12 protein-coding genes are annotated in these 14,543 nt (G+C 64.4%); 8 read left to right on the forward strand and 4 right to left on the reverse strand.

Features of this window, described 5'->3' with window-relative positions; genetic code table 11:
* Positions 1–25: 25 nt before the first annotated feature.
* On the reverse strand, positions 26–1,123 hold the full coding sequence (locus WFP78_RS12825) for a tyrosine-type recombinase/integrase (protein WP_336962801.1): 1,098 nt from the start codon (positions 1,121–1,123) through the stop codon (positions 26–28).
* A gap of 232 nt (positions 1,124–1,355) precedes the next feature.
* Here WFP78_RS12825 and WFP78_RS12830 point away from each other — a divergent pair, with 232 nt between their 5' ends.
* Positions 1,356–1,484 (forward strand): hypothetical protein, encoded by a 129-nt coding sequence (locus tag WFP78_RS12830; RefSeq protein ID WP_336962803.1) that lies wholly within the window; start codon positions 1,356–1,358, stop codon positions 1,482–1,484.
* Between the two features lie 229 nt (positions 1,485–1,713).
* The gene (locus tag WFP78_RS12835) at positions 1,714–1,944 is read left to right on the forward strand and encodes a hypothetical protein (RefSeq protein ID WP_336962805.1); all 231 of its coding nucleotides are present in this window, start codon (positions 1,714–1,716) and stop codon (positions 1,942–1,944) included.
* Between the two features lie 4 nt (positions 1,945–1,948).
* Here WFP78_RS12835 and WFP78_RS12840 read toward each other — a convergent pair whose 3' ends face one another.
* Together WFP78_RS12840 and WFP78_RS12845 are read right to left on the reverse strand one after the other, a co-directional pair.
* Entirely contained in the window at positions 1,949–2,452 is a 504-nt protein-coding gene (locus tag WFP78_RS12840) for an isoprenylcysteine carboxyl methyltransferase family protein (RefSeq protein ID WP_336962807.1), read from the reverse strand.
* Positions 2,449–3,501 carry a type III polyketide synthase gene (locus WFP78_RS12845; protein ID WP_336962809.1) on the reverse strand — a complete coding sequence of 351 codons (1,053 nt, stop codon included), beginning with the start codon at positions 3,499–3,501 and terminating at the stop codon, positions 2,449–2,451. Before WFP78_RS12845 ends, WFP78_RS12840 begins: the two co-directional genes overlap by 4 nt.
* A gap of 141 nt (positions 3,502–3,642) precedes the next feature.
* On the opposite strand from WFP78_RS12845, the gene WFP78_RS12850 reads away from it, so the two are divergent.
* Complete coding sequence (locus WFP78_RS12850) at positions 3,643–5,175, forward strand: DHA2 family efflux MFS transporter permease subunit (RefSeq protein WP_336962812.1); 1,533 nt, start codon at positions 3,643–3,645, stop codon at positions 5,173–5,175.
* Between the two features lie 58 nt (positions 5,176–5,233).
* On the opposite strand, the gene WFP78_RS12855 is transcribed toward WFP78_RS12850, so the two are convergent.
* A complete protein-coding gene (locus WFP78_RS12855) occupies positions 5,234–5,626 on the reverse strand; it encodes a cupredoxin domain-containing protein (RefSeq protein WP_336962814.1) in 393 nt (130 codons plus the stop codon).
* Positions 5,627–6,018: 392 nt separating this feature from the next.
* Here WFP78_RS12855 and WFP78_RS12860 point away from each other — a divergent pair, with 392 nt between their 5' ends.
* The 5 genes from WFP78_RS12860 (at position 6,019) to WFP78_RS12880 (ending at position 14,341) form a co-directional block, all read left to right on the forward strand.
* On the forward strand, positions 6,019–9,099 hold the full coding sequence (locus WFP78_RS12860) for a TonB-dependent receptor domain-containing protein (protein ID WP_336962817.1): 3,081 nt from the start codon (positions 6,019–6,021) through the stop codon (positions 9,097–9,099).
* Positions 9,100–9,134: 35 nt separating this feature from the next.
* Entirely contained in the window at positions 9,135–10,271 is a 1,137-nt protein-coding gene (locus tag WFP78_RS12865) for an alpha/beta fold hydrolase (RefSeq protein WP_336962820.1), read from the forward strand.
* Between the two features lie 140 nt (positions 10,272–10,411).
* Positions 10,412–12,079: a M1 family metallopeptidase gene (locus WFP78_RS12870; protein WP_336962823.1), complete on the forward strand. Its 1,668-nt coding sequence runs from the start codon at positions 10,412–10,414 to the stop codon at positions 12,077–12,079.
* Positions 12,080–12,378: 299 nt separating this feature from the next.
* A complete protein-coding gene (locus WFP78_RS12875) occupies positions 12,379–13,113 on the forward strand; it encodes a tetratricopeptide repeat protein (RefSeq protein WP_336962826.1) in 735 nt (244 codons plus the stop codon).
* 187 nt (positions 13,114–13,300) lie between these two features.
* Positions 13,301–14,341 (forward strand): rod shape-determining protein, encoded by a 1,041-nt coding sequence (locus WFP78_RS12880; protein WP_336962829.1) that lies wholly within the window; start codon positions 13,301–13,303, stop codon positions 14,339–14,341.
* Positions 14,342–14,543 lie beyond the last annotated feature (202 nt).

Here is a 14,543-nt window from a genome sequence, read left to right on the forward strand (position 1 = left end):
AAACCATCGAAATGAGGGGTCCCTTTTAGACGCCGATCACCCCGCTAACGGGGTCCTTTTTGCACGCCGATCCACAGGTCGTTGAAAAGACAAAGTCGGACTTCGCCGGTCGATCCGGGTGATCGATCGCTTCTTTGATTAGCGATCGCGCCAATGTCGATATCGGCACCCGCAACGCGTTCCGATTCTTGGTTCTGGGCGCGGGAAGCGTCCACACGGCGCTCCCCGATTCCTCATCAGTTCCAAGTGCAAGTTCCTTGAGCGACATGGCGGCGATCTCTTCTCGGCGCATCGGCACAACGATGAGCAAGCGGAAGAGTTGTGCGAACGGATACCCGAGATCATCGGTGGCCGCCCAGATTTCTCTAAGCTCGTCCACGGAATGGTAGCGGTCTCGTGTGTTCTCTTTCGCCGGCTTCTTGAGCCTGATGGCAGGGTTAAGTTCCAGTATTTCTTCGTCTACGCACCAATTGAAGAATGCCTTGGCATATGCAAGTTGGCGGTTAGCGGAGGCGGGAGCGATAGCGACTTTCGCCTTCACTGCCTGCGAGATATCACTGCGCGTAATTGAAGCCGGCTCGCGATCGACCAAGTCTTTGAACAGCCCTTGTTCGCCGTCAAGCGCCCTGCGCGTAGCCTTTCCGCGAGCCAGATAGGCAAGATGCTCGCTCTCGTACCGGTCAAGCACATCTTTTAGAGACTTGCGATTGCGAGCGGCCTCCTCTTCCTGCAACCGCTGCTTCTCGGTTTCGGCACGGCGACGCTCCTCCTCGAGCCGCTGCTGCCTCGAAATCTCGGCGGGATCGATGCCCTGCCGGATGAGATTTTTCCACTCGACTGCAATCTCGCGGGCCCGTTGCAGCGTCACGCCTCCTAATCCTCGCGAATAAGTTCCGATCGCGCGACGGGTCGGGTTGTGACTCGGCGGAAAACGGGCGAGCAGCACGAAGGTGATCCGAGAGGCCTTGCCGCGATAGCGCCCTCCCTCCACTTCTTCATCGCTTACGCGAATGCGCAAACCTGAGATGAGCGCATCGGCAATCTCATAGCGGCTACCAGCCTGGGCCGGCGGAAGATTATCGAGTTTAAAGCTCGTTAGTTCAATTTTTTGCGTGGCTAGCATGACGCTTTAGGGCTACATTTTGGGCAACAAAATAGCAAGCTTCTGCGAAACCGTTTGAGACAGCTTGGTACGCTCATTCATAGATATATATCAAATATACAATGAGTTATAAAAACACACTTGGCATTTTGAGACGATTTGAGATCGCTTGAGACAAATGGAACCGCGTCTCTTAATCAGCGGGTCCTTGGTTCGAGCCCAAGGGGACGAGGCTCGAACCAAGGACCCGCTGATGAGGGTTCCTCTCCCGAAGCCGTTCATTATTGAGCAGCTTCCACCGGATCGCCGGCAACTCGGCGCCGACGGGGTCGAGATCGTGTTGGGACAGCGATTGCTCGCGCTGCTCACCGACGCCATATGATAGCGATAAATATCATTTTTACGACAGTTACAAAAATCGGTCGAGGCGATCATACGCGCGCCAAAACGCGCCCGGCGATGCACGAATTTATTGGTAACTGCGCCGGATCGCGGCCTGATATGTTGACCTGCCATCCCTTTTCCGGTGTCTAATACCGGTACATGATTTGCGGACTCGCCACGCCATGAAACCAGCCTTCCTTCGCCATTTCCAGGGTCATGCCGTCTGCGTGACGCTGTCCGCCGCTGCCCTGGGCGGAACCGCCCATGCCGCCGCGCCCGATCCGGCCAGGAAGGCCTGCGCCAGGGAAGCAAAGACTCTCTGCCCGGCCGAGATGAAGTCGTTCAGCCGCAAGAAGGTGGAGGCGTGCATGATCGTCAAGATCAGCCAGACGTCGACTGAATGCCACGCGGCGATGCTGCGCATCAAGGCCGAGCGTGAGGCTGCCGGGAAGCGCTGAGCCGTCAGGCCCCCTGCCCCGTGCCACCATATAGCACCTGCGATTCGCTGCGTATCCGCACCCACAGGATGGCCGCGTTGAGGCACGAAAAGACGATCGCCACCCCGACCAGCCCGAACACCAGCGGCAGCACCGCGATCTCGCCGATCACCACGCAATAATTGGGATGGCGCAGAAACCGGAACGGCCCGCGGCTGACCAGCGGCGCGCCGGGCAGGACGATGATCCTCGTGGTCCAGCGCCGCCCGAGGGTCGCCAGCACCCAGACCCGCATCGCCTGCAGCGCCAGGAACAGCCCGAGCAACGGCAGGTTGACCGGACGTCCCCCGACCATCAGCCAAAGCGCGAGCAGCCACGACGCATGGATCGCGACCATGGCCGGGTAATGCCCGCGACCGATTTCGATCGCGCCCTGCGCGCGCAGGTGGCGCGTGTTGCTGTCCGCGATCGCCAGCTCTCCCAACCGCTGGATCGTAACCAGCGCCATGATCATATAGGGCAGCATCATGCCGCGCGCTTCAGCGTCACGGTGCTCGCGGTGAAGCCGGGGCCAAGCGCGGTCAGCACCGATCGCGGTGGCAGTTCTTGCGCACGCGCGCGGTCGAGCACGAACAGCGCCGTCGGCGCGGACATGTTGCCGTGGAGGCGGAGCACCTCGCGTTCATGATCGAGCGCGCCCTGGTTGAGCAGCAGCGCGGTCTCCAGGGCATCGATCACCCTGGCGCCGCCCGGATGGCAGATGAAACGATCGACATCGCCGGTGCGCAGGCCCTGCGGCTCAAGCATCTGTGCCATCGCCTCCGCCATATGGCGGCGCGCAAAGGCCGGAATCGCGCGGTTCAGCACCACGCCCAGCCCGCTCGGCTCCATCTGCCACCCCATGATGTCGAGTGTATCGGGCCAGGTCTTCTCGGCGCTGTCGGTGATCTGCGCAAAGCCCTCGTCGCCGGCCCTAACCACGCAGGCCGCCGCGCCATCGCCGAACAATGCGGCGGCGACGACATCCGCCTTGTCCACCGTGGCATCGCGTATCGTCAGGCTGCACAGTTCGACCGTCACGAACAGAACCGTCGAGCCCGGCGCAACCCGCGCCAGCTTGGCGGCGAGGCCCAGCCCGGAAACGCCGCCCGCGCAGCCGAGCCCGAATATCGGCACCCGCACCACATCGCTGCGAAAGCCCATGCGGCCCAGCGCGCGCGCCTCCAGGCTGGGCGTGGCGATTCCGGTCGAGGACACGGTGATGATCGTGTCGACCGCGCTCACGTCGATCCCGGCCTGGGCGAGCGCCTTTTCCGACGCCGAGACGAAGAGGTCGAGCGCGACTTCGAGATAGACCGCCGTCCGTTCGGTGAAGTCGTGCGGGGTGAGATACCATTCGACCGGCCGGGCCAATTGCCGATATTGGATACCCGCATTGGCGAAGACCGACGTCATCCGCTCGAAATCACGGAATTCATGCGCCATGAGATCGCGCGCGGCGGCCAGCGCGACATGCTGATCGAGCACATGTGGCGGACTCGCCGTGGCAAGCGAAAGAAGCGTTACCGGCGTTGTCATACCCGTCCTGTCTGTCCGGCTTGCCGGTGAGTTTCGATTGCATAAGAAACGAACCCGCGCAATGTCCGTTCCACCATCTCCGCGCGAACATATCCGGCGACCAGCACATGGCGATCATGATTCTCCCCGCAGAGCCCCTGCATGAATGACGACATGATGCCCAATCCCGGCCTGCGGATATGGATAGGGTTCGTCATCATGTGCATCGGCATGTTCATGGCGATCCTGGACATCCAGATCGTCGCGACATCGCTGCCCACGATCCAGCACGCGCTCGGGATCGCGCCCGACCAGATGCTGTGGGTGCAGACGGCCTATCTCACGGCCGAGATCGTCGCGATCCCGCTGACGGGCTATCTGACCGGATTGTTCGGCATGCGCCGGCTGTTTGTCCTGGCGGTGACGGTCTTCACCGTCGCTTCGGCGGGCTGTGCGCAAAGCCAGGATTTCGCCGCGCTGATCGGCTGGCGCATCGTCCAGGGCTTTGCCGGGGGCACGCTGATCCCGGCGGTGTTCTCGGCGGTGTTCCTGCTGTTCCCCCCGCGCCTGCAGGGCATAGCGACGACGATCGCGGGGGTCGCCGCGGTGCTTGCGCCCACGGTCGGGCCGATCGTGGGCGGCTGGATCACGCAGACTTGGTCGTGGCACTGGCTGTTCCGCATCAACATCGTGCCCGGTCTCCTTGCCGCGTTCGGTGCCGCGGCAATGCTGCGCGGGGGCCCAAGCGACCAGCGCCAGGCGCGCGCGTTCGATCCGGCGGCGCTGGTCGCGCTGGCGCTGGCGCTGAGCGCGCTCGAAATCGGGCTCAAGGACGCGCCAGTGCTTGGGTGGGATGCGCCGCGGGTGCTAACGCTGCTGGCGGTATTCGCGCTGGGCAGCGCATTCTTCGTGGTCAAGACGCTGCGTTCGGCCTGGCCGCTGGTCGAGATCACATGCTTTGCGGATCGCAATTTCACGATCGGCTGCGTGCTCAGCTTCGTCCTGGGGATCGGCCTGTACGGCTCGACCTATCTGATGCCGTTCTTCCTTGGCCTGGTGCGCGGCCATGGCGCGCTGCGCATCGGCGAGATCATGCTGGCAACGGGAATCGCGCAGCTGCTGGCCGCGCCGTTCGCGGTGTTCCTCGAACGCCGGCTCGATGCACGGCTGTTGACGTTCGCCGGGTTCGGGCTGTTCGCCCTGGGGTTGCTGCTCAGCACGCGCCAGACGCAGGCCACCGACGCCGCCGACATGATGCTGCCGCAGATCGTGCGGGGCGCGGCGATCATGTTCTGCCTGCTACCCCCGACCCGGCTGGCGCTGGGCCAGCTCGCCAGGCCGCTCGTGGCCGATGGCAGCGGCCTGTTCAACCTGATGCGCAACCTGGGCGGCGCGGTGGGGCTGGCGCTGATCGACACCGTCATCTTCAGCCGCAGTGCAACGCATGCCGGGCAGATCGTCGCCCAGCTGCGTGCCGGCGACATCGCCACCGCCGTGGGGATCGGCATCCCCCGCGCCGCCTTCATCGAGCAACTGGGCGAACCGCCCGACGCGTTCACCGAGGAAATGGTCCGGCCGCTGGTGGAAAAGGCCGCGCTGGTCCATGCGATCAACGACGCCTGGCAATTGATCGCCCTGCTCACCGCCGCCGCGGTGGTGCTGGTGCTGTTCGTCCGCCCCATGCCGCGCGACTAGGGTCGATCGCCCCTGGAATATTGTGCGGAAAAGCGGGCCGGCGCGCCTTCCAGATCCGTCAGCCTACAATGATCTCGCCCTTCATCCCGAAGATCCGGTGAAAGCTGTGGGTGCATTTGAGCGGATATTGCCCGGCCCTGGGCACCAGGCCGATATCGACGCTCTGATGTTCGGGCACTTCGACGGTGCCTTCGTGGATCATCGCTGCGTCGGTCGGCCGCACCGCGGCCGTATCGAAAAATGCCCTGGCCGTGAAATTATGCCCTCCGGACGCCGTATTGACGATATGGAGGATGACCGGCCGGTCGGCTTTCAGATGGAGCGAGCGTGGCGCGAATTTGAAATTCGACAACGTCACCTCGGCCTGATCGGCATGGCTCCAATCGGGTGTTGGGACAGTTCCCGGTGCCGCCACAAGAAATGCGAATGGCACGCATGAAATCAGGCGCATCACACCCTCCACGAACATTTGCCTTCACCGGGCTTATAGCAGACCGGCGGGCATAAAGGCAGCCTTCCCTCGCCAGCGCGCCCTTGCGCGCGCCGCCAGCTTCGCTGCATGCCCCCTCCCCCGGTCGGCCAGCGCTACCAGCATGAGAGTTGCGCGAACCGCCCGGGTTTGGCGCATGCGTGGCGATGGCCGCCCTTATCGACGGCGTCGCGGAATCAAGGGCATCGATCACCGGGATGTCGTCCCGGCCATAACCTGCGGCGCGGGCCTGCCGCGCCCGCTCCATCCCCCTCGGAATCCCGTCATATTTCTTTGCCCGATCGACTTGACAAGCCGAGCACCGATGATCGTATACTGTAAATCTTCTACAAATATGACAACAGGGGGCTGTTATGTCGAATGGGGATGGACGTTCCACCAAATCGAAGTTGCTCACAGGGGCGGCGCTGCTTTATATTTTGACGGGTCCGGGCTGGGCGATGGCGCAGGATGCGGCGCAGGCGCCCGCCGCACGGGATGCGGCCACTCCTCCCGAGAACGGCGCATCGTCCCGCGAGGCGGCGCAGAGCCAGGAGATCACCGTCACGGGATCGCGCATCCGGACCAGCGACACCACCACGCCGGCGCCAGTGACCATCATCAGCCCGGCCGTGATCGAGGAGCGCGGCTTTACCCAGATCGGCCAGGCGCTGAACGAAATCCCTTCGATCACGCCGTCCTATTCGCGCAACACCGGCATCGGCAGCCAGGTGACGGTGCAGAATTATCCCAACCTGTTCAATCTCGGCGCCGGGCGCACGCTCAGCCTGGTCAACGGTCGCCGCATGGTCACGACCGGGTCCGGGCTGGAGGATGCTGCGGTCGACACCAACATCATTCCGCTCGGGCTGATCGACAGGGTCGATGTCGTGCAGGGCGGCGGGGCCGCCGTCTACGGATCGGGCGCCATGGCCGGCGTGATCAACTATGTGCTGAAGCGCAATTTCCAGGGCATGGTGCTGGACGGCCAGTACAGCATCTCCTCGCATGGCGATTATCCGGTCTACAGCCTGCGCGGCACATTCGGCACCAACTTCAAGGAAGGGCGCGGCAACATCGCGGTGAACGTCGACTATTCGAAGTCCGACGCGCTGCTGTTCCCCGATCGTGAGGCGTCGCGCCTGGTGCCGTTCCCCGGCACCAACCCGGCGAACAAGACCGGCACCGACGGCATCCCGGCGACCGTCTATTTCACCGATACCAAGACCTGGTCGTCCAGCTACAACGGCATGTTCTGGGCCAATACCGGCACGACGCTCGGCTCGCTGCTCAAGGTCAATGGAAATTACGTCCAGTTCAACCAGGCCGGCACGGCGCTGGTGCCCTATGACACGGGCACGGTCGTGTTCTCCAACCTCGCCCAGGGCGGGGACGGCGTGGCCTATAACTCCAAGTCGACCCTGTTCGCGGGCATCGAGCGGCTTTCCGGCACGATGGTCGGTCATTATGACCTGACCGACAACATCACCGTTTCCACCGAGCTTCTGTACGCGCGCACCGTCGCCAACGATCCGCTCGCCCGCATGCGCCCGATGCAGTTCGACAATACCGGTTCGGCGGCCGGCGGCACCTTTTCGTTCGCGGTCTATCGCGACAACGCCTATCTGGCCCCCGCGGTCCTCTCCCAGCTCAGCGCGGCGTCGCCCAGCTTCGCGGCGGGCGGTCCGCTTTATCTCGGCAAGTTCCTCGACAATATCATGCCGGACACCAACCTGCGGACCGATACCAAGACCTATCGCGGCCTGCTGGCGCTGGATGGCAAGTTCGAGGCGCTGGACCGCCAGTTCAACTGGTCGGCCTCGGTCAGCCGGGCACGCGTCGATACCAGCTATCAGGGCTGGAACCTCAACCAGATCCGGCTTCGCAACGCGGCCGATGCGGTCAGGAACAGTGCCGGACAGACGGTGTGCCGCATCAACCAGCTGACCGTCACCGATCCGAACTGCGTGCCGATCAACCTGTTCGGGCATGACAACATCACCGAAGCCGCGCGCAGCTATGTCACCGTGCAGAGCGGCACCAACCAGAGCAGCGTGCTGCCCAATTATGTCAACGACCAGACCGATGCCCTGCTGAGCTTCAGCGGCGACGTGGTGAAGCTGCCGGGGGGCATGGCGAAGTTCAACCTGACCTATGAATATCGTCAGGAGAAGGTGGACGCCACGCCGCTGGAGGCCGATCGCCTGGGGCTGATCGGCGCGGGCTCCAAGCTCCTGCCGTTCAAGGGCGGCTACCACACCAACGAAATCGCCGGCGAGTTGCTGATCCCGCTCGTGGGCGAGGATTTCACGCTGCCGCTGGTGGACTCGTTCGAGATCAACGGCTCCTATCGCCTGGTCAACGATTCACTGGCCGGCCGCGAGAATGTGTGGGGCTTGGGCGCGCGCTGGGGCGTGTTCCGCGGGCTCACCATCCGCTCCTCGCTCAGCCGCAACTTCCGCGCACCGAACCTCAACCAGTTGCTCCAGCCGCAGACCACGGCGGTTGCGACCGCCACCAATCCCTGCTCCAACGCATCCATCGCGAGCGGCTCCAATCCCACCGCGCGCTACAATAACTGCCTCGCCCTGTTCCAGGCCAACCCGACCTATGGCGCGACCGATGCGCTGCCCGCGGGGTCGCCCGCGGCCGCGCGCCTTGCCGGGTTCTTCGATCTGGGCGGCACCTTCCGCAGGGTGCTGGTGACGACCGGCGGCAATCCGGACCTCAAGAACGAAACGTCGCAAACCTTCACCCTGGGCTTCGTGTTCCAGCCCGGCTTCATCCCCGGCCTGACGCTCACCGCCGACCGCATCCGCCTCAGCCTCGACGAGGCCTTGTCGAGCTTCTCGTCCTCGTCCTTCCTATCGACCTGCTTCGACAGCCCGAACCCGGCCCCCAGCATCTGCAGCACCTTCTCCTTCAATCCGGACGGCACGCTCGCCTCTGCGCGGGCGACCACCTTCAACGCCGGCTATCTCAAATATCATGGCGAGATCTATACCGCGAGCTACCGCGCCGACCTGGCCGACCTGTTCGGCGCCAGGGGCAATATAGGCACGCTGACGCTCAGCCTGCAGGCCACGCACAACACGCTCCGGATCACATCGGTGACGGGCCTCGACATCGTCCGGATCGACGACACGACGTCGCTGCCGCGCTGGGTGTGGAAGCCCGACGTCCGTTATGCCATCGGGCCGTTCCGGCTGAGCTACAGCGCCTACATCCTGCCGGCGGAGAAGATCAACTATACCGATACGGTCGAGAACGCCTCGGTCCTGCCAGTGGCCGGCAACACCCGCCACAACATCTCGGCGGAGGTCACCGTGGATCGCTATACGCTGCGCGCCGGCATCAACAACTTCACCAACAAGCAGCCGTCCTTCCCCTATAGCGCCGGTTATGGCGACATCATCGGGCGCCAGTTCTTCGTCGGCGTCAAGGCAGCATATTGATCATGCTCCCGCACCATCTTCGCAAGGGCCAGCAAATGAACCGGACCATTTCGACTCTTCGGCGCATGATCCTCGGCACCGCCGCACTCGCCCTGGCGGGGATGGCGGGCGGTGCCGCCGCCCAGCAAGCGGCGCGCCCGCCGGAACCACCGGCAGCCATGCCCCAGCGCCCGCCATCGCCATGGAAAACCGTGGAGGCCGACTATGCTGCGCCGAACTTCAGGTTCCACACCGGCGAGACCCTGCCCAGGCTCAACATCCATTATGCAACGCTGGGCACGCCCAGGCGCGACGCGCAGGGCCATGTCACCAATGCGATCATGCTGCTCCACGGCACCGGCGGCACCGGGCGCGGCATGGCCTCCGCGGCGTTCGGCAACGAGGTGTTCGGCCCCGGCCAGATGTTCGACATCGCCAGATATTTCATCGTCATGCCCGACGGCATCGGCCATGGCGGCAGTGCGAAACCCAGCGACGGGCTCAAGGCCGCCTTCCCCAAATATAATTATCTCGACATGGTCAACGCGCAGCGTGCGCTGGCCGGCCATCTGGGCATCGACAGGTTCGAGCTGATCGGCGGCCAGTCCATGGGTTGCATGCATTCCTGGGTGTGGGCAACCACCTATCCCGACGCGATGAAGCGCATCCTGCCGCTCGCCTGCACGCCCACCGCGATCGCCGGCCGGAACCGCATGTTCCGCAAGATGCTGATCGAAAGCATCAAGAGCGATCCGGCCTATATGGACGGCAACTACACCACGCCCCCGGTCTATGGCCTGCGCGAGGCCAATTTCATCCTGAGCTTCTCCACCTCGACCGCGCAGACCCTGCAGCGCCAGTTCCCGAACCGGGAAGCCGTCGACGCCCATATCGATCGGCTGGTGCAGAGCGCGCCGCGGCAGGACGCCAACGACATGATCTATCAGTTCGACGCCTCGCGCGACTACAATCCCGAACCGGACCTGGGCAAGATCAAGGCCAGGATATTGTGGATCAACAGCCAGGACGACTTCGTGAACGATCCCTTTGCCGGAGAGGTTCCGCGCATGGCGGCCAAGCTCAAGCCAGAGCAGTTCATGATGATCCCGTTCGGGCCCGAGACGGTCGGCCACGGCACGACGATGCGGCCCAGATTATGGGGCGACCGCGTCGCCGCGTTGATGCACGAATAAGCGAAACGCGGTCCGCCGTTCCGGCGCGGCCTGCGATCCGATGACATCGGATCGGCCGCGCCATGGCCCGGGTTGACCGCGCTTTCTTGACCGGCGACCGATCCCGGTCGCTTGAAAATCGCTCCAGGAAGGGGAATGAGATGCGTCGATCGTTGAAGCTTGCCGTACCGTTGATGTGCGTGGCGCTGGGCAGCGGGGCCGCCGGGGCCGAAACCTATGAGCGGCAGCCGGGCATTTCGGTCGAACATTATGTCTTCAACGTCGAAGTTGCGGACAACAGCCACAAGATCGCGGGCGAGACGGTGATCACCGTGCGCTTCGCCGCCGCGGGCGTCGACCGCTTCTTCCTCGATCTCGCCGCGCGGCGACCCGATGGCAGCGGCATGCAGGTCGCCTCCGTGACGGAGAAGGGCGCGGCGGTACGCTATACCCATCAGGGCGCCAGGCTCACCATCCTCACCGGCACCGCGCCCAGGCCGGGCGAGGTCCGCGCATATCATGTGCGATATTCGGGCGAGCCGCAGGACGGAATGCGCTTTGGCACCACCGACGCGGGCCAGCGCGGCATCTTCTCCTGGAACTGGCCGACGAAGATGCGCGAATGGGCGCCGACGCTCGACCATGTCTCGTCCAAGGTGACGACCGAATTCGTCATCACCGCGCCCGAGCAATATTCGGTCGCGGCCAACGGCCTGCTCCAGAGCGAAGTCTCGCTGGGCGACGGGCGCAAGGTGACGCACTGGAAGCAGGGCGTGCCGATCACGCCATGGCTCAACGCCGTCGCGATCGCGCGTTTCCAGACCTATTATGGCGGCACCGCGCGCGGCATTCCGCTGCAGATCTGGGCACCGGTCGGGCAGAAGGTCGATGTCGAAAACGGCTTCACCGTCGCGCGGCGCACCATCGACTTCTTCGGCGATCTGGTCGGCCCCTATCCCTATGAAAAGCTGGGCCAGGTGGTGGCGCCGTTCGACCATTCGAGCACCGAGCATGCGAGCGTGATCTTCTATGGCGGCGGCGGCACGCGCGACGGCGAGCAACCGATCCAGCGGCGCGGCGGACAGGAGGCGTCGGTGCTCGGCCGCACCGGCCTGCTCGCGCACGAGATCGCGCATCAATGGTTCGGGGATTCGATCACCGAGGCGGGTTGGGGCGACGTGTGGCTGAGCGAGGCCTTCGCCACCTATTTCGCCGATCTCTATGCCGAACATTATGACGGCCGCGATGCTTTCGTCGCGTCGCTCCGCAATGAGCGGACAGGCGCGCTGGCCGCCGAGCGGCGGGAGCGCGATCCCGTCATCACCCCGGTGGACGACGCGGCGGGCCCAGACCTCACCCGCGTGCAATATCTGAAGGGCGGATGGGTGCTCCACATGCTGCGCCAGCAGGTGACGTCGCCGGTCTTCTTCAAGGCGATCCGCACCTATTATGCCGGCCATGCCGGCGGGCATGCGACCACGCCGGACCTGCGCCGCACGATGGAGGAGGCGTCGGGGCAGGATCTGGGCTGGTTCTTCGATCAATGGCTGACGCGGATCGATTCGCCCAAGCTCGATGCGCGCTGGACCTATGACGAAAGCACCAAGGCCGTGCGCCTGACCGTCACGCAATCGCAGCCCGGCGCGGCCTATCGCCTGCCGGTCGAGATCGGCATCGCCGACGCGCCGCGCGGCACCCTCCAGGTTCACAAGGTCGAGATGGACGGCAAGACCCAGACATTCACGATCCCCGCTGTCAAGGCGCCGGCCGAACTGATCCTCGACCCCGACACCAACCTGCTGGCAGAGATGACGCTGACGGCACAATGACATGCCCGGCCGTGGCCAATGGCCCGGCCGGCGGGGCATGCCGCAGTCGCCGTTCCTTCTCCGACAGGCATTGCCTGGTCTCGCTTATGGTCCCGCCGACGCCGCGCATCTCCCGGGTGCAGCGTCGGCTGGCCCGTCCGTGGCGTCGGTTGCCGGCGCGAGGAGCACCATGCGCAGGCGCTCCGCAACGATCCGCAATCGCATCCGCCCGCTTCTTTTCCTCCGTGCCTGTTCAACGGAACATCTTCCTGATAAGCGCTCGCAATAGCATGGCGAAGGAATGGAAAGGCGCGACGCCCATGACACTGCATCGAACAGCGGCGGCGGACCTGCTTGCCATGTCGGCGGACGAGATGCGGACGCAACTCGCCACCTCGCCGGAGGCGGCGGCCGGGCTTCTGCAAGCCGGCGCGCAAGCCGGCCTACCCGAGGCCCAGGCGCTCTATGGCCAGATTCTGCTGGACGGTCGCGGTGTTGCGGCCGATCCCGTGGCCGCGCTGAAATGGTTTCTCCAGGCCGCGCGATCGGGGCATCTCATGGCGATCAACATGGTGGGCCGCTGCCATGAGAAAGGCTGGGGCACCGCCATCGACAAGGGGGTTGCGACCCTATGCTACAAGGCGGCGGCCGAGGGCGGCCTCGATTGGGGCATGTATAATTATGGCAGTGCGCTGGGGCTTGGGTCCGGCATCGCCAGGGACGAGCGCGCGGCGCTGGACTGGTTCCGCAAAGCCGCGGCGCTCGGCCACGCCAAGTCGATCAACTTCGTCGGCGCCTTCTTCGAGGAAGGCCGGCTGGTGCCGCAGGATATCGACAAGGCGGCCGCATGCTACAAACGCGCCGCTGAAGGCGACGACTTTCGCGGCCAGTTCAACCATGCCCGGATGCTGGCGCAGGCCGGCAGGCCCGACGAGGCGGCCGCATGGCTGATGAAAGCCGATGAGACATGCACCCCAGACTTCCGGCAGATGATGAAGACCTTTCTTGAAGCCTCTCCCCTCCCTGCCCTGCGGACGCTCGCCTCCAGGCTCTAGCCAGGGGAAAGCCCGCCACGCGACAGGCGCATATGGGCGCACGTCAGGCGATGCGTGCCGTGAGCGAGAGCGGGCATTCCAACGTTCAAACGCGGATTTTGCCCCGGCGCATCCACCTCAGCCGTAGCATTGACCGGTTGGCCGCAGTTCGGTTGCCCCAGCCCGTCCAACGCTCTTGGTCCCGCTCATGAAAATGCCGCGCTTTTTTAACGCGATCGCGCACGATATGGCGATCGACCTGGGAACTGTGAATACCGTCGTTCATGTGCGCGGCAAGGGCATCGTGCTGAACGAACCGTCCGTCATCGCCATAGAAACGCTCAATGGCCTGCGCCGGGTCAAGGCGGTGGGCGATGAGGCGAAGCTGATGATGGGCAAGACGCCCAGCGGCATCCAGGCCATTCGCCCGCTGCGCGACGGCGTGATCGCCGACATCGACGTGGCCGAGCAGATGATCAAGCATTTCATAGACAAGGCGCTGGGCGGCCCCAGCCGTTTGCCGCGCCGCTATGAGGTCGTGATCTGCGTGCCTTCCGGCTCCACGATGGTGGAACGCCGCGCGATCCGCGATGCCGCGTCCAATGCCGGGGCTTCGCATGTGCGATTGATCGAGGAACCCATGGCCGCGGCCATCGGCGCGGGGCTTCCGGTCACGGAACCTATCGGGGCGATGGTCGTCGATATCGGTGGCGGCACCACGGAAGTTGCCGTCCTGTCGCTGCGCGGCATCGCCTACAGCAATTCGGCGCGGGTCGGCGGGGACAAGATGGACGATGCGATCTCATCCTATATCCGGCGCAGGCACAATCTGATGATCGGCGAAATGACGGCGGAACGGGTCAAGCATGAAATCGGTTCGGCGGTCATGCCCGATGGCCCCGGAACGATGCTGCGGGTCAAGGGGCGCGATCTCGTCAATGGCCGGCCGAGCGAACTGCATATCTCGGAAGCGGAAATCTGCGAGGCTCTGTCGGAACCGGTGGCGCAGATCGTCAGCGCGGTCCTGTCGGCACTGGAGCAGACCGCGCCCGAGCTTTCGGCGGATATCATCGAGGAAGGGATTACCCTGACCGGCGGCGGCGCGCTCCTGGGGCGCATGGATGAAGCACTGGCCGCCGCGACGGGCCTTTCGGTCAAGGTCGCCAAAGATCCCCTGATCTGCGTTGCCATGGGGGCGGGCCTTGCGCTGGAAGATCCGGCCTATGATGGCGTATTGGCGGCGGCCTGACGCTCCGCTGTGCCGTTTCCCCGTAAAAGCGCCATCGCCGGGGGCGGCGGTAGCGTTATTGCGCCTTATCCCAGACGTCCAGCCCTTATTCCGGGCACTCCGAAGCAGCCCCTTCCCCCTCGCCCATGCGCGCGCGAACCCGCGACACAGGCATGACCGGGGAGCAGCGCCACGCCGGAATCACTTGTCATTGCCGCATTTT

It is taken from the genome of Sphingobium aquiterrae, from assembly GCF_037154135.1.
Taxonomy (GTDB): Bacteria; Pseudomonadota; Alphaproteobacteria; order Sphingomonadales; family Sphingomonadaceae; genus Sphingobium; species Sphingobium aquiterrae.